Below are 15,384 nucleotides of genomic sequence, written 5' to 3' on the forward strand. Positions count from 1 at the left end.
CCCGGCAAGCAGGCTTACCTTACATCTGGACATCGACAGTGATCGTTTGCCTTCACCATTTGTTCACCATCAACTCGCCACCATTCATGTGCGCAATGTATCGAGTGCGCGTCTTTGGCAACGCCCGGCGGGCTGCACAACCCTTCGCCCGCCGGTGCGCCTCAGGCCCCTGACATGGCCTTCCCAACGCTGCCTGCATGACTTAGCCTGACGCTATCGCCGCTGCCCACTGGCTCGCCGGCGGTATCGCAGGAAAGGCATAAGCTCTTGGCTGAAATGACCATCATCGTCGAATTCGAGACAGTGGACGGGGCGGAGGAGCAGTTCCTCGACCTGATCTCGGAACACGCCCGTGCCACGCTGCAGGAAGAGCCGGGCTGCCTGCGCTTCGAGGTCATCAAGCCGGTGGAGCGCGACGGCACGCCGATCGCGAACAAGGTGATGGTCAACGAACTTTATGCTGATGAAGCGGCCGTTGCCGCGCATGAGCGGAACCCGCGCATGCCGGATGTGCAGGCGGCACTTTCGCCCTTGCTCAAGTCGCGCCGGCTGATCCTGGCGCGGTCGCTCGGCCTCGTCGATCCCAATGGCGGCATGCGGCCGGAAGAGCTCAACGCGGCCAATGACGATTAGCGCGGAGGTTTCAGGCCGACCTGGCACCGCTCGCGGCGATTTTCCGGTTGCCCGATGCTGACGTCGCGGAAAGTAAGCGCAGGTCAGGTGTAGTTTTTCGTGGTTTCTCGCTCAAGTTACATTTGCAATTGCTGATGTGTGGCGCTGCGATGTTAAGGTTAGTCAGTCGTTAATGCTTCTGCGGCAAGGTTTGTCGTGGCGGTCTGCGGGGGAGCAGCATCGCTCCATGCATGCAGGGCTGACGGATGCGGAAAATTCTGGGCTCGGACGTCAACGATCCGACCGGCGAGCCGGCCAATGAGCGGGGGCTGACGAACGAGGCTGGCGGCGCGCGGGCCCTGGACGATCTCGACCTGCCTTATGCCGATCTCGAACGCACCATCGAATCGATGAACATGGGCGTGGTGCTGGTCGATGCCGGTCTCAACGTGCAGTTCATCAACCGGGCTTTCCACGACATCTGGAGGCTGACAGTCGGCCAGGTCGCCGTCGGCTGCCCGTTCAGGGCGTTGATGGACATCAATCGCTACAGCGGTGTCTATGCCGTCGCCGACGCCGACTGGGAAAGCTACGTCGCCCTGCGCGAGTCCGAGATTGCGGCCGGTGATGTCGCGCCGCGTGAATTCCGCCGCGCCGACGGCTGTACCATGATCTATTCGGTCACTGCTCTGTCCGGCGGCAAGCGGCTGGTTTCCTATTACGACGTCAGCGAGATGAAGCGCCGTGAGGTCGAAGCGGTCGAAGCCCGCCATCGGCTGGCCGAAGTGCTGGAATCGCTGCCGGCCGGCGTCGTCATCTATGACCGCGACGACCGTTTCGTGCTTGCCAACCGCAAGCTCAAGAGCGCCTTGCCGGCACTCCATGACGTACTCACCGAAGGTCGCACGCTGCGCGACAGCATGGTGGCAGCGCAGCGCTCGGGCTACTTCCGCGACACCAGCGACGACGACCTTGATGCCCTCTATGACGCCGATCCTGAGGCGTGGGTCGAGGGCATGATGGAACGCTATCACTCCAGCCAGGCGGTGCGGGAGCGGCGCAATCCCGATGGCCGCTGGTACCAGATCTTCGACCAGCGGCTGGCCGACGGCACCTTCATCGGCGTGCGTGTCGACATCACTGAACTCAAGCAGCGCGAGCGTGCTCTGCAAGACTCGATGCGCGAGAACGAGGTGTTCCGCAGCCTGATCGACAATGTTCCTGTTTCGATCTACGCCAAGCATCACGACCTCAGGCTGATGTATGTCAACCAGGGCTGGTGCGAGCTGACCGGCTATTCCAAGGAAGAGGCCATCGGCAAGACCGATCTCGAGATTTTCGGCTCCGAAGGCGAGCCCTTCATGGAGGCCGACCGCGAGGTCATGCGCCGCGGCACGACGGTTGAGATCGAAGAGACGGCGACATGCGCCGACGGGACGATGCGCCACCAGTTCGCGCGCAAGAGCGCGATGGTGGCCTCCGACGGTTCGCTCTATTTGATCGGCTCGACAACCAACATCACCGAGCTCAAGCAGCGTGAAGTCGAACTCGAGGAAGCGCAGCGCCGGGCGGTGCTGGCCGACCGCGCCAAATCCGAATTCCTTGCCAATATGAGCCACGAAATCCGCACGCCGATGAATGGCGTGCTCGGCATGGCCGAGCTTCTGGCGAAATCCGATCTCGATCCCAAGCAGAAGACCTTCACCGACATCATCGTCAAATCGGGCAATGCCCTGCTGACGATCATCAATGACATCCTCGATTTCTCGAAGATCGACGCCGGCCAGCTGGTGCTCGACCCGATCCCGTTCAACCTGTCGGAAGCGATCGAGGACGTCGCCACGCTGATGTCGACGCGGGCCAAGGAGAAGGATCTCGAGCTGATCGTCAGGATGCAGCCCGATCTCCGGCATCTCTATGTCGGCGACGTCGGCCGCATCAGGCAGATCATCACCAATCTGCTCGGCAACGCGGTGAAGTTCACCGATTCCGGCCATGTGCTCGTCGACGTGACAGGCCGCAGCGACGGCGAGCAGACCAAGCTGCATGTCGCGGTGACCGACACCGGCATCGGCATCCCCGAGGCCAAGCTCAAGCTGGTGTTCGAGAAGTTCAGCCAGGTCGACGCGTCGTCGACGCGGCGGCACGAAGGCACCGGCCTCGGCCTCGCCATCACCTCGCGCCTCGTCGACATGATGGGTGGCGAGATTGGCGTGGAGAGCGGCGAGGGGGCGGGTTCGACCTTCTGGTTCACCTTGACCCTGCCCAACGCCGGCCGGCTGGAGACGCGGCCGGCAGCACTGATCGACGTCACCGGTGCGCGCGTGCTGATCGTTGACGACAATGCGGTCAACCGCACGATCCTGACAGAGCAGATGCTGTCGTGGGGCTTTGATTCCTGTGCCGCCAAGAGCGGCACCGAGGGACTGCAGGTGCTGCAGGCCGCGCAGGCGATTGGCATCAATGTCGATTGCATCGTGCTCGACTACCAGATGCCGGGCATGACCGGTGCCGAGATGGCCCGGATCGTGCGGCAGTCGCCGACCTTGTCGGACACGCCCGTCGTCATGCTGACCTCGGTCGACCAGTCGCTTTCGGGTCCTGGGCACCGCGATCTCGCAATTGATGCCCAGCTGATCAAGCCGGCGCGCTCGTCTGCTCTGCTGGAGGCGCTGGTCGCGGCGATCCAGCGCAAGCGGGCGCCCAACCTCACGCCGGCGCAGATGGCTGAAGCGCAGGTGCCGGCTAAGCTTCCCAGCAGCCCTGCGCCGCAAGCAACGCGCCTCCGCGGCGGCCAACGGCCGGGCGGCGATGGCGGGCTCGACATTCTCGTTGCCGAGGACAACGAGGTGAACCAGATGGTGTTCAGCCAGATCCTGGCCGAGACCGAGCTCAGCTTCGAGATCGTCGGCAACGGCCGCCGGGCAGTTGCCGCCTATGGCGAGCGTCGTCCCAGGATGATCCTGATGGACGTGTCGATGCCCGAGATGAACGGGCTCGAGGCGACGAGCGAAATCCGCAAGCTCGAACGCGGCACCGGCATGCGCGTGCCGATCATCGGTGTCACTGCGCACGCACTCAAAGGCGACAAGGAACGCTGCCTTGAAGCCGGCATGGACGACTACCTGCCAAAGCCGATCAGTCCGCGGGCGCTGCTCGAAAAGATCGAGCGCTGGTCGTGGCAGGACGAGGAGCGCCGCGGCGCCGTCTGACCCGAATCCGGAAACCACGCCGGGCCGACGCTCGAAGACTGTGGAAATGTGACAGCTTCCAGTGGCAAAGACCGGCCTGCCGTTGCGTAGGCGGCTTGCTTTCGTTGCCTGCCTGTTGTTTGCCTCGCGCCGGCAAAGGACCGAGGAAACGACCCCTTCAGCGCCATGCACAGCAACCGTTACAGGGGTGACACGAAACTGTCATGCAACTGTAATAGAGGGGGGCTATTGGCTCACCGGGCGCCGAGGAAAGGCGTCATAAGAGATACTCCAACAGGAGCAGGCCCCAATGAAAAAAGCTCTTCTCACTGCGTCGGCTGCTGCCTTCGCGATCGCAGCCTCGGTAGGCTATGCCTCGGCCCGCGACCAGATCCAGGTTGCCGGTTCCTCGACCGTTCTGCCCTATGCAAAGATCGTTGCCGAACAGTTCGGCGAGACCTTCACCAACTTCAAGACCCCCGTCGTCGAATCGGGCGGTTCGGGCGCTGGCATCAAGGAATTCTGCAAGGGCGTCGGCGAGAACACCATCGACATCGCCAACTCCTCGCGTCCGATGAAGAAGGACGAGATCAAGTCCTGCGTCGACGCCGGCGTCAAGGACATCCAGGAAGTGAAGATCGGCTATGACGGCATCGTCTTCGCGACCGACGTCAAGGGCCCGGACTGGGCGCTGACCCCGGAAGACGTCTACAAGGCGCTCGCGGCCAAGATCGCTGTCGACGGCAAGCTCGTCGACAACCCGAACACCAAGTGGAACCAGGTCAACCCGAACCTGCCCGACTGGGACATCGCTGCCTACATCCCGGGCGAAAAGCACGGCACCCGCGAAGTGTTCGAAGAAAAGCTGCTGATCGCCGGCTGCAAGAAGCTCGGCGGCGTTGACGCCGGCAAGGCTTCGGGCCTCGACGACAAGGCCGCGGAAGCCGCCTGCAAGGCCGTGCGCAAGGACGGCAAGGCTGTCGACATCGACGGCGACTACTCCGAGACGCTGGCCCGCATCGACTCGAACAAGACCGGCGTCGGCGTGTTCGGCCTGGCCTTCTACGAAAACAACGCCGACAAGCTGAAGGTCGCCACCGTCGGCGGCATCACGCCTTCGGTCGAGACCATCGCCAAGGGCGAGTATCCGGTGTCGCGTCCGCTGTTCTTCTACGTCAAGAAGGCGCATCTCGGCGTTGTTCCTGGCCTGAAGGAATATGTCGAGTTCTTCCTCGACGACCAGATGGTCGGCCCGGAAAGCCCGCTCGCCGACTACGGCCTGGTTGCTGCTCCGGACGCAGAGCGCGCTGCCCAGCGCGAAGCCTTCGGCGCCGGCAAGACCATGTAATCAACGAACTGCCACGGGGCGTCGGAAAAATCCGGCGCCCCGTGGAATATTTCGCCGACTGTCCCGTTCGGCACAAAGAACCGAATTCACCGAGGCCGGCCCATGTCATTCCTGCTTGTCTTCGCCATCGTGCTCGCAATAGGCTTGGCCGCCTTCGTGGTTGGCCGGCAAAGAGCGCGCGCGCAGGACGACGGAACCGTCAAGCCGCACTCGCGGGCGCACTACCATGGCTGGTGGGCATTCCTGACCGGCGTCGTGCCGGCGGTGCTGTTCCTCGCCGCCTGGGACATCGGCGCCAGCGCCTATCTCAACAGCCACATCCATTCTTCCCTACCGGCCGATGTCGCAGACGGCACCGTCGCGCATGAAGATCTGGCCGCAGGCCTGGTCAAGAGCCTCGCCAGCGGATTGCGCAAGCTCGACAGCCAGACGCTTGCAGCACTGCCCTCGACCTTTGCCGAGCTGCAGCCGATTCTTGCCGCCAAGGGCGTGGCGCTGGCTCCCGACACACAGGACTACATGATCCCGATCGCGACTGAGACCAACAGCGTATCCGACCGTCTCGGGGTGATTTCGGCCGTCGTCTCGATCGGCCTCGCCCTGATCGGCGTCGGCTTCGGCCTCAAGGGCATCAGCCCGCGCGCCAGGGCGCGCAACAATGTCGAGAAGGTGATGCTGTGGAGCCTGCTCGGCGCCTCGACGCTCGCCATCCTGACGACCATCGGCATCGTCTTGTCGATGCTGTTCCAGACCATCGCCTTCTTCGAGAAGGTGCCGCTGACCAACTTCTTCTTCGGCACGGTGTGGGATCCACGTTTCGCTGCTGCCGGTGCAGGCGCCAGCGAAGGCCAGTTCGGCCTGATCCCGCTGCTTGCCGGCACGCTCTACATCGCCTTCGTCGCGCTGCTCGTCGCAGTGCCGATCGGCCTGATGTCGGCGGTCTACATGTCGGAATATGCAGCACCCAAGGTGCGCGCGGTGGTCAAGCCGGCGCTCGAACTGCTCGCCGGCATTCCGACGATCGTCTACGGTATCTTCGCGCTCGTCACGCTCGGACCCTTCCTGCGCGACATCAGTGCGGCGCTCACCGGCGGCACCCCGTTCATCCAGGCGCAGTCGATCCTGACCGCCGGCCTGGTGATGGGCGTGATGCTGATCCCTGTGGTCTCGTCGCTCTCCGACGACATCATCACCGCAGTGCCGCGCGCCATGCGCGACGGCTCGCTCGGCCTTGGCGCCACGCGCTCGGAAACGATCAAGCGCGTCATCCTCCCAGCCGCTCTCCCGGGCATCGTCGGCGCCATCCTTCTGACCGCCTCGCGCGCCATCGGCGAAACGATGATCGTGGTGCTGGCGGCGGGCGTTGCCGCCAACCTGACGCTCAACCCTTTCGAGGCGATGACCACCATCACCGTCAAGATCGTCAACCAGCTGACCGGCGATCTTGAATTCAACACGCCGCAGACGCTCGTCGCCTTCGCGCTCGGCATCACGCTGTTCGCGCTGACGCTGGTGATGAACATCGTCGCCCTTTACATCGTCCGGAAGTACCGGGAGCAGTACGAATGACCGATATTTCGCTCGACACGCTGACCGCGTCAGCTGCCCGTCCGCGCCGCGACATCGGCCTCAAGAAGCGCTATGCCGCCGAACGCCGCTTCCGCCTCTATGGCGTGCTGGCGATCGCCATCGGCCTGGCCTTCCTGGCGGTGATGCTGACCTCGATCGTTTCCAAGGGCTACACGGCCTTCTGGCAGACGACGGTGACGCTGCCGATCAATTTCGACGAGAAGATCATCGATCCGTCCAACAAGCGGGCGACCGATCCGAATGTGCTGATCACGGCGAACTATCCCAAGCTCGCCGAGCAGGCGCTGATCGACAAGCTCGGCATCGACCCGAACAACAAGGCCGAAGTGCGCAAGCTCAAGGGCTTCCTGTCCGACAGCTCGCGTGTCCAGCTCCGGGCGATCGTCGCCGCCGACCCTTCGGTCATCGGCACGACCCGCAACGTCGACATCCTCGCCGCCGCCAATCTCGATTCGGCCTACAAGGGTCAGATCGACCTCGACGTGCCGGAAAGCCGCCGCAAGGTGTCGGACCAGCAGGTCGAATGGATGAACAAGCTCAAGGCCGAAGGCGTGATGGCCGAGCATTTCAATACCGGCCTGTTCAGCTACGGCGCATCAAGCCGTCCCGAGACCTCCGGCGTCGGCGTCGCCCTCATCGGCTCGTTCTACATGATGGTGATCGTGCTCTTGCTGGCGCTGCCGATCGGCGTCGCCGCCTCGATCTATCTCGAGGAATTCGCCAAGAAGAGCCGCTTTACCGACCTGATCGAGGTCAACATCAACAACCTCGCCGCCGTGCCGTCGATCGTCTTCGGTCTGCTCGGCCTGGCCGTGTTCATCAATTTCCTCGGCCTGCCGCGTTCGGCATCCTTCGTCGGCGGCCTGGTGCTGACGCTGATGACGCTGCCGACCATCATCATCGCGACGCGCGCCGCCTTGGCTGCCGTGCCGCCGTCGATCCGCTCGGCAGCGCTTGGCCTTGGCGCCTCGAAGATGCAGATGGTGTTCCAGCACATCCTGCCGCTGGCCGCCCCCGGCATCCTGACCGGCACGATCATCGGCCTGGCGCGTGCGCTCGGCGAGACAGCACCGCTGCTCTTGATCGGCATGGTCGCCTTCGTCGCCGACTATCCCAAGACGCCGTTCGATCCCGCAACCGCACTTCCGGTGCAGATCTACATGTGGGCGAACGAGGCCGAACGCGCCTTTGTCGAGCGCATGTCGGGCGCCATCATCATTCTTCTCATCTTCCTCATGGCCATGAACATCGTCGCCATCGTCCTGCGCCGCCGCTTCGAGCGCCGCTGGTAGGGCATGGACAAGGAGCATCCTGCTATGAACATCATGACCGAAAAATCCCTCGACGACGCGGTGAATGCTGAGATGAACGCCAGAACGAACGAAATCATCAAGATGCGCGGCGACAAGGTGACCGTGCACTATGGCGAGAAGCAAGCGTTGTTCGGCGTCGATCTCGACGTTCGCCAGAATCAGGTGACGGCGCTGATCGGCCCGTCGGGCTGCGGCAAGTCGACCTTCCTGCGCTGCCTCAATCGCATGAACGACACCATTGATGCGGCCCGCGTCGGCGGCAAGATCACGCTCGACAGCGAAGACATCTACGATCCCAAGATCGACGTCGTCGAGCTGCGCGCCCGCGTCGGCATGGTGTTCCAGAAGCCGAACCCGTTCCCGAAGTCGATCTACGAGAACGTTGCCTACGGCCCACGCATCCATGGTCTCGCCAAGAACAAGGCCGAGCTCGACGTGATCGTCGAGAAGAGCCTGCAGAAGGCCGCTCTGTGGAACGAAGCCAAGGATCGTCTCAACGAGCCGGGCACCGGCCTGTCGGGCGGCCAGCAGCAGCGCCTGTGCATCGCGCGCGCCATCGCCGTTTCGCCCGAGGTGATCCTGATGGACGAGCCGTGTTCGGCGCTCGACCCGATCGCCACCGCCAAGGTCGAGGAGCTGATCGACGAACTGCGCGAGAACTACACGATCGTCATCGTCACGCACTCGATGCAGCAGGCGGCGCGCGTGTCGCAGCGCACGGCGATGTTCCACCTCGGCTATCTCGTCGAGGAAGGCCCGACCGACAAGATGTTCACCAACCCCGACGACAAGCGGACGCAGGACTACATCACCGGCCGCTTCGGCTGAGTGGGTTTCGTCGCGGCACACGATACGAGGAAGAAATCATGGGCGAACATACAGTCCGGTCCTTCGACGAAGAACTTCAGCACGTCGACCAGCTCATCCGCGACATGGGCGATCTTTCCGGCGCAATGGTGGCCGGCGCCATCCGCGCGCTTCTCACGTCCGACCAGGCACTGGCGCAGAACGTCGTTGCCGACGATACGATCATGGACGCCAAGCAGCGCGATCTCGACAATTCGGCGATCACGCTGATCGCCAAGCGCCAGCCGATGGCGCAGGATTTGCGCGCCGTGGTCGGTGCCATCCGCATGGCGGGTGACCTCGAGCGCATCGGCGACCTCGCCAAGAACATTGCCAAGCGCGTCGGCGCCGTCGGCCAGTCGCCGACCCCGCGCAATCTCTCGCATTCGATCGATGCGATGGCGCAGCTGGTGCTCGGCCAGGTTCGCGGCGTCGTCGATCTCTATGTCGCGCGCCAGGCCGAGGGCCTGAAGGATCTGCGCGCCGACGACCAGAAGATCGACATCCAGTACACCGCCGTGTTCCGCGAACTCCTGACCTACATGATGGAAGATCCGCGCAACATCACGGCCTGCACGCATCTGCTGTTCTGCGCCAAGAACCTCGAGCGCATCGGCGACCATGTCACCAACATCGCCGAGAACGCCTATTTCGTCGTGACGGGTACGCAGCTGCCGCTGAACCGGCCCAAGGTCGACGAGACCACGACGACGGTTCCGGCCTGAGCATTTCCGCAACCGCATGCGTTTGGCGCGGGGGCGCTGCATAGGTTAAATCAGCGCATGGTCCAGAAGCGGCCATCCGCAAGGACAAGGTATAGCCAATGATCGCTCCCAAGGTCATGGTCGTCGAAGACGAAGAGCCGCTGGGCGTGCTGCTTCGCTACAATCTCGAATCCGAAGGTTATCAGGTCGAGGTCGTCACGCGTGGCGACGAGGCCGAGATCCGGCTCCAGGAAAACGTGCCCGACCTGCTGGTGCTCGACTGGATGGTGCCGGCGCTGTCGGGTATCGAACTGTGCCGTCGGCTCAGGATGCGTCCCGACACCGAACGCCTGCCGATCATCATGCTGACGGCGCGGGGCGAGGAAAGCGACAGGGTGCGTGGCCTTTCGACCGGTGCCGACGACTATCTGGTCAAGCCGTTCTCGACGCCGGAATTCATGGCGCGCGTCAAGGCGCTGCTGCGCCGGGCCAAACCCGAGGTGCTGTCCTCGGTGCTCAAGGTCGGCGACATCATGCTCGACCGCGAGTCGCACCGCGTCTACCGCAAGAAGAGCGAGATCAAGCTCGGGCCGACCGAATTCCGCTTGCTCGAATTCATGATGCGGCACCCGGGCCGCGTGTTCTCGCGCAGCCAGCTGCTCGACAATGTCTGGGGCGAGACGATCTATATCGACGAGCGCACCGTTGACGTGCATGTCGGGCGCCTGCGCAAGGCGGTCAACAACGGCCGCATGCCTGACGTGATCCGGACCATCCGCGGTGCCGGCTACGCCATCCGCGAGGACTGAGCCGCTTCGGGCTCTTTTCCGCTCAGCTAGGCGACGTCGGCACCGGCACGGCGTGGAGCCGTGCCTGCGGCAAAGATCTCCTGATCAACGGCAAGCAGCGCGCGCATCATCGCGCCCTCGCGTTTGAGTGGAACCTCGTTGGGCTCGGTGTCGAAGGAGATCGCCTTCGAGTGCAGCCCGCCCGCCGTCTTGGCGATGGCCGCGCGCACATGTGGCTCCATGATGTCGAAGGCGGTTGCGCCGACGCCGACGAAGGCGAGGGGGGCGGGGTCGAACAGCGCAAACATCGAGCCGAGACCAAAGCCGATAGCTTCGCCGGCCTTGCGGAAGGCCTCACGTTCGGGGCCATCATGGTCACGTGCCGCATCGGCCACGGCCCTGATGTCGTCGTCGGACAGGTCGGCCAGCGGCTCGGCATTCTCGTCGCCAACCCTTGCGTTGCGCCAGATGGCGTAGTTGCCGGCATAGGCCTCGATGCAGCCGCGGCGGCCGCAGCGGCAAAGCGCGCCGTCCGGGCGGTGGATCATGTGGCCGAACTCGGCACCCGACGACTGCGTGCCGGTGAACAGCTCGCCCTTGATGACGAGGCCCATGCCGATGCCGTGCGAGAGCAGGATGGCGATGAAGTCGTCGCGATAACGCACCGGATCTCGCCAGCGCAGGGCCTCGGCGATCATGTTGCAGTCGTTCTCGACCGACACAGGCACGCCGAACTCCTGCTCCAGCCGGTCGGCGAAGGGGATGTCGTCGTAGCGGGTGATCGGCGACCACAACAGCTTGCGCGAGGCGGCGTCGGTGATGCCCTGGACGGCGATGGCGATGCGTAGGACGGCGCCGCCCGAAGCGCCGGCGCTGTCGATCAGGCGCCGGACCATTCCGACGCATTCGTCGACCAGCGCCTCGGCAGGCATCTGCTGCGTGACAAGCCGCCGGGTCTCTTCGGTCACGGTGTTGCCGGCATAGTCGATGATGGCGGCGGACAGGCTGTTGAGCGAGAGCACGACCGCAACGACTGACGCAGCATCGGCATCGAGCATCAACCCGACCTGCGGCCGCCCCCGTTTCATGGAGACGGGTTCGCTGAACTTGGCCTCGGCAAGGATGCCTTCTGATATGAGATCGGAGGAAATCGTCGAGATCGTCGAATGGCTGAGGCCGGTGGTGGCGGCGATTTCGGTTCGCGATGGCTGGCTGGCTCGGCGAACCGCGGATATAACCATGGCGCGGTTGCGCCGTCTCAGATCGTCGTGACGTATGCCGACCGACATGTGCTCGTCTTCCTCCCGGCGAAGCGCTGCCCTTCTTAGCGGCAGTCCCTTACGCGCCAAGTGATTGTGCCAGACCCAGCGCCAAATGTCTCTATTTATTTCGGGCTCCGAAAAAAATAAGGAGCGCTCGCGAAACCATGTTGACAGTGGCCGGGCATTGAGTCAGTATTTTTTCGAGGCTCGAAAAAAAGAGCTTCTCCAAGGGCTATCGCGAAGTAGGCGCGCCCATTGGGCGCAGGGAGGAAATAATGAAAAAGTTTACCACCGCCATCCTGGCGGGCGTTGCCATGACTCTGTCGCTTACGGCAGTGGCTTCGGCAAAGGACAAGGTCATCGGCGTCTCCTGGTCGAACTTCCAGGAAGAGCGCTGGAAGACCGACGAAGCCGCCATGAAGGCCGCCATCGAGGCCGCCGGCGACAAGTACATCTCAGCTGACGCGCAGTCGTCGCCGGCCAAGCAGCTGACCGACGTCGAAAGCCTGATCTCCCAGGGCGCCAACGCGCTGATCATCCTGGCTCAGGACGCCTCGGCCATCGGACCGGCTGTCGACAAGGCCGTCGCCGAAGGCATTCCTGTTGTCGGCTACGACCGCCTGATCGAGAACAAGGACGCCTTCTACCTGACCTTCGACAACAAGGAAGTCGGCCGCATGCAGGCCAAGGGTGTGTTCGCCGCCAAGCCTGAAGGCAACTACGTCTTCATCAAGGGCAGCGGTGCCGATCCGAACGCCGACTTCCTGTTCGCCGGGCAGATGGAAGTACTCAAGGAAGCCGTCGACGCCGGCAAGATCAAGAATGTCGGCGAGGCCTATACCGATGGCTGGCTGCCGGCCAATGCCCAGAAGAACATGGAACAGTTCCTGACCGCCAACGACAACAAGATCGATGCGGTCGTGGCTTCGAACGACGGCACCGCCGGCGGCGCGATCGCAGCGCTCCAGGCACAGGGCCTCGCCGGCTCGGTGCCGGTGTCGGGCCAGGACGGCGACCATGCCGCGCTGAACCGCATCGCGCTCGGCACTCAGACCGTCTCGGTGTGGAAGGACGCGCGCGAGCTTGGCAAGAACGCGGCTGAAATCGCCTCGCAGCTCGCCGACGGCAAGAAGATGGAAGAGATCGCCAACGTCACCAAGTTCAAGACGCCTGGCGGCCTCGAGCTGAACTCGGTCTTCCTGACGCCTGTTCCGATCACCAAGGACAACCTCAACGTCGTCATCGACGCCGGCTGGGTTGGCAAGGACGTGGTCTGCCAGGGCGTGGCGGCCGGTTCGGTCGCAGCCTGCAACTGAGATCGGTTCGATCCGGTCGGTCAAACGCCGCGGCTTGCCCGCGGCGTTTTTCAAAAGCGCCCGCTTCATGACATGGCGGATTGACCCTATCATGCGCACACCGGCTGCCGCTTAGACGGCTATCCGGTCGGGAGGTAACAATGACAGACACGACAACCAACGCGCCGGCAGACCGAGCGCGAACGACCGAACTCAGCCCGGTCGGACGCTTTCTCAAGGCAACCGAGATCGATACGCGCATGCTCGGCATGGTCGGCGCGCTGCTCCTGATCTGGGTCGGGCTGCAGGTGATTTCGAGCTTGCGCCTTGGCGTCAACCCGTTCGAATTCGACAGCCGCACCTTCCTGACCGCCCGCAATCTGTGGAACCTGTCGGTGCAAGCGTCTGCCGTGGCGATTATGGCGACCGGCATGGTGCTGGTTATCGTCATGCGCAATATCGACCTGTCGGTCGGGTCGGCCGAAGGCCTGATCGGCATGGTGATGGGCTTTGCCCAGGTGCATTTCCTGGTCAAAGCCGTCGGTCTCGAACTTGGTAATCCGTGGATCTGGGCGTTGGCACTTGCCATTGGTATTGCGCTTGGTCTGATGATAGGCGCGCTGCAAGGTTTCGTCATCGCCTACATGGAGGTTCCTGCCTTCATCGTGACGCTGGGCGGATTGCTGATCTGGCGCGGGGCGGCCTGGTGGGTCACGTCAGGCCAGACGATCGCGCCGCTCGATGCCACCTTCCAGCTCATGGGTGGTGGTCCGCAGGGCGCCATCGGAGCGACGTGGAGTTGGATCGTCGGCCTTGTCGCATGCCTGGCTGTGGTGTTCCTGCTGCTGCGTGGCCGCCAGCAACGCAAGCGCTTCAAGTTTCCGCTGCGGCCGGTCTGGGCAGAGGCATTTCTCGGCGCCGTTACCTGCGGGGTCATCCTTGGCGCGATCTGGATCGCCAACTCCTACCCTTGGCCGATCGGTATCGTGCGTCGCTACGCCGAGGCCAACGGCATTACCATCCCTGAAGGCGGCCTGTTCATCGCCCATGGCATCGCCATTCCCGTCCTGATCGCGGTGGCCGTGGGCATCGTCATGACCTTCGTCACCAACCGCACACGCTTCGGTCGTTATGTCTTCGCCATCGGCGGTAACCCGGAAGCAGCCAACCTCGCCGGTATCAACACGCGCTGGATCACCATGAAGGTGTTCATGATCATGGGCGTGCTGGCGGCGATCTCGGCGGCAGTCTCCAGTGCTCGCCTGAACTCGGCTACCAACTCGCTCGGCACCCTGGACGAACTGCTGGTCATCGCGGCAGCGGTCATTGGCGGCACCTCGCTCGCCGGTGGCTCCGGCACTGTTGCCGGTGCCATGCTGGGTGCGCTTCTGATGCAGTCATTGCAGTCGGGCATGGTGCTGCTCAACATCGACACGCCGCTGCAGAACATCGTCGTTGGCCTGGTGCTGGTCGTGGCCGTCTGGCTCGACACGCTCTATCGCAAGCGCGTCTAACGAAATCCGGGAGCCAAGATCATGGAACAGACCCGTATCCCGCTCGTCGACCTCAAGAACATCTCCATCGCCTTCGGCGGCATCCGTGCCGTCGACGATGCTTCGGTCGACCTCTATCCCGGTGAAGTGGTGGCGCTGCTCGGTCACAATGGTGCCGGCAAGTCGACGCTGATCAAGATCCTGTCGGGTGCCTACAAGCGCGACGCCGGCACCATCCTGGTCCGGGGCGAGGAGGCCACGATCTCCAACCCGCGCGACGCCAAGAAATACGGCATCGAGACGATCTACCAGACATTGGCACTGGCCGACAATGTCGATGCCGCCGCCAACCTCTTCCTCGGCCGCGAGATCATGACCGCCTATGGCACGCTCGACGACGTCGCCATGGAAGCCGAGGCGCGCAAGGTGATGGGCCGGCTCAACCCGCGCTTCCAGCGCTTCAAGGAGCCGGTCAGCAAGCTCTCCGGTGGCCAGCGTCAGTCTGTGGCGATCGCACGTGCCATCCTGTTCAATGCCCGCATACTGATCATGGACGAGCCGACGGCAGCCCTAGGACCACAGGAGACGGCGCAGGTCGGCGAACTGGTCAAGCAGCTCAAGGCAGACGGCATCGGCATCTTTCTCATCAGCCACGACATCCACGACGTGTTCGATCTCGCCGACCGTGTCTGCGTGATGAAGAACGGCCAGGTCGTCGGCACGGCCCGCACCGAGGACGTGACCAAGGATGAGGTGTTGGGCATGATCATTCTCGGCAAGTGTCCGCCTGGCGCAACGCCCGGACCGGGGGCAATGCAGATCGCTGCCTGAACAGGCCCTTTGCCGGCTCAGGCAGGCCGCACGTCTGGCTCAATGCACGATCGCGAAAAGCAGTTTCACCTTTGCGCGATCGTGCTTTAATGGTGCGTGGGTGACGCGAGC

General features: G+C 63.4%; 12 protein-coding genes. 11 read left to right on the top strand and 1 reads right to left on the bottom strand.

The window, feature by feature from the left end; translation table 11 throughout:
- The first annotated feature begins 276 nt into the window (after nucleotides 1–276).
- The 8 genes from SLT36_RS07160 (at nucleotide 277) to phoB (ending at nucleotide 10,413) form a co-directional block, all read left to right on the top strand.
- Complete coding sequence (locus SLT36_RS07160) at nucleotides 277–633, top strand: putative quinol monooxygenase (protein ID WP_067957278.1); 357 nt, start codon at nucleotides 277–279, stop codon at nucleotides 631–633.
- Nucleotides 634–878: 245 nt separating this feature from the next.
- Nucleotides 879–3,824 (top strand): response regulator, encoded by a 2,946-nt coding sequence (locus SLT36_RS07165; RefSeq protein ID WP_432286519.1) that lies wholly within the window; start codon nucleotides 879–881, stop codon nucleotides 3,822–3,824.
- Nucleotides 3,825–4,113: 289 nt separating this feature from the next.
- The gene (locus SLT36_RS07170; RefSeq protein WP_154385682.1) at nucleotides 4,114–5,151 is read left to right on the top strand and encodes a PstS family phosphate ABC transporter substrate-binding protein; all 1,038 of its coding nucleotides are present in this window, start codon (nucleotides 4,114–4,116) and stop codon (nucleotides 5,149–5,151) included.
- Nucleotides 5,152–5,253: 102 nt separating this feature from the next.
- Nucleotides 5,254–6,720, top strand: a complete 1,467-nt coding sequence (gene pstC, locus SLT36_RS07175; RefSeq protein ID WP_432286520.1) for a phosphate ABC transporter permease subunit PstC — start codon at nucleotides 5,254–5,256, stop codon at nucleotides 6,718–6,720.
- Nucleotides 6,717–8,033 (top strand): phosphate ABC transporter permease PstA, encoded by a 1,317-nt coding sequence (gene pstA, locus SLT36_RS07180; RefSeq protein ID WP_432286522.1) that lies wholly within the window; start codon nucleotides 6,717–6,719, stop codon nucleotides 8,031–8,033. Before pstC ends, pstA begins: the two co-directional genes overlap by 4 nt.
- A gap of 24 nt (nucleotides 8,034–8,057) precedes the next feature.
- Nucleotides 8,058–8,882, top strand: coding sequence for a phosphate ABC transporter ATP-binding protein PstB (pstB, locus tag SLT36_RS07185; RefSeq protein ID WP_154385679.1), 825 nt, complete (start codon nucleotides 8,058–8,060; stop codon nucleotides 8,880–8,882).
- Between the two features lie 38 nt (nucleotides 8,883–8,920).
- Entirely contained in the window at nucleotides 8,921–9,625 is a 705-nt protein-coding gene (gene phoU / locus SLT36_RS07190) for a phosphate signaling complex protein PhoU (protein WP_067957295.1), read from the top strand.
- A 98-nt stretch (nucleotides 9,626–9,723) separates the two neighbouring features.
- Nucleotides 9,724–10,413, top strand: coding sequence for a phosphate regulon transcriptional regulator PhoB (gene phoB, locus SLT36_RS07195; protein WP_067957297.1), 690 nt, complete (start codon nucleotides 9,724–9,726; stop codon nucleotides 10,411–10,413).
- A 26-nt stretch (nucleotides 10,414–10,439) separates the two neighbouring features.
- On the opposite strand, the gene SLT36_RS07200 is transcribed toward phoB, so the two are convergent.
- Nucleotides 10,440–11,681: an ROK family protein gene (locus SLT36_RS07200; protein WP_067957299.1), complete on the bottom strand. Its 1,242-nt coding sequence runs from the start codon at nucleotides 11,679–11,681 to the stop codon at nucleotides 10,440–10,442.
- 248 nt (nucleotides 11,682–11,929) lie between these two features.
- Here SLT36_RS07200 and xylF point away from each other — a divergent pair, with 248 nt between their 5' ends.
- The 3 genes from xylF to SLT36_RS07215 all read left to right on the top strand — a co-directional run bounded on the left by xylF (nucleotide 11,930) and on the right by SLT36_RS07215 (nucleotide 15,273).
- Complete coding sequence (gene xylF, locus SLT36_RS07205; protein ID WP_154385677.1) at nucleotides 11,930–12,970, top strand: D-xylose ABC transporter substrate-binding protein; 1,041 nt, start codon at nucleotides 11,930–11,932, stop codon at nucleotides 12,968–12,970.
- Nucleotides 12,971–13,110: 140 nt separating this feature from the next.
- Nucleotides 13,111–14,463, top strand: a complete 1,353-nt coding sequence (locus SLT36_RS07210; protein ID WP_263005957.1) for a sugar ABC transporter permease — start codon at nucleotides 13,111–13,113, stop codon at nucleotides 14,461–14,463.
- A gap of 21 nt (nucleotides 14,464–14,484) precedes the next feature.
- Nucleotides 14,485–15,273, top strand: coding sequence for an ATP-binding cassette domain-containing protein (locus tag SLT36_RS07215; protein WP_432286523.1), 789 nt, complete (start codon nucleotides 14,485–14,487; stop codon nucleotides 15,271–15,273).
- Nucleotides 15,274–15,384 lie beyond the last annotated feature (111 nt).

The sequence above is a fragment of the Aminobacter sp. BA135 genome (genome assembly GCF_050859125.1).
Taxonomy (GTDB): Bacteria; Pseudomonadota; Alphaproteobacteria; order Rhizobiales; family Rhizobiaceae; genus Aminobacter; species Aminobacter ciceronei.

Bases quoted from the DNA above. Each gene is read 5' to 3' on its own strand.
- phoB (WP_067957297.1), top strand. From the start codon at position 9,724: ATGATCGCTCCCAAGGTCATGGTCGTCGAAGACGAAGAGCCGCTGGGC.
- SLT36_RS07210 (WP_263005957.1), top strand. From the start codon at position 13,111: ATGACAGACACGACAACCAACGCGCCGGCAGACCGAGCGCGAACGACC.
- pstC (WP_432286520.1), top strand. From the start codon at position 5,254: ATGTCATTCCTGCTTGTCTTCGCCATCGTGCTCGCAATAGGCTTGGCC.
- pstB (WP_154385679.1), top strand. From the start codon at position 8,058: ATGAACATCATGACCGAAAAATCCCTCGACGACGCGGTGAATGCTGAG.
- SLT36_RS07170 (WP_154385682.1), top strand. From the start codon at position 4,114: ATGAAAAAAGCTCTTCTCACTGCGTCGGCTGCTGCCTTCGCGATCGCA.
- SLT36_RS07165 (WP_432286519.1), top strand. From the start codon at position 879: ATGCGGAAAATTCTGGGCTCGGACGTCAACGATCCGACCGGCGAGCCG.
- SLT36_RS07215 (WP_432286523.1), top strand. From the start codon at position 14,485: ATGGAACAGACCCGTATCCCGCTCGTCGACCTCAAGAACATCTCCATC.
- pstA (WP_432286522.1), top strand. From the start codon at position 6,717: ATGACCGATATTTCGCTCGACACGCTGACCGCGTCAGCTGCCCGTCCG.
- phoU (WP_067957295.1), top strand. From the start codon at position 8,921: ATGGGCGAACATACAGTCCGGTCCTTCGACGAAGAACTTCAGCACGTC.
- SLT36_RS07200 (WP_067957299.1), bottom strand. From the start codon at position 11,681: ATGTCGGTCGGCATACGTCACGACGATCTGAGACGGCGCAACCGCGCC.
- SLT36_RS07160 (WP_067957278.1), top strand. From the start codon at position 277: ATGACCATCATCGTCGAATTCGAGACAGTGGACGGGGCGGAGGAGCAG.
- xylF (WP_154385677.1), top strand. From the start codon at position 11,930: ATGAAAAAGTTTACCACCGCCATCCTGGCGGGCGTTGCCATGACTCTG.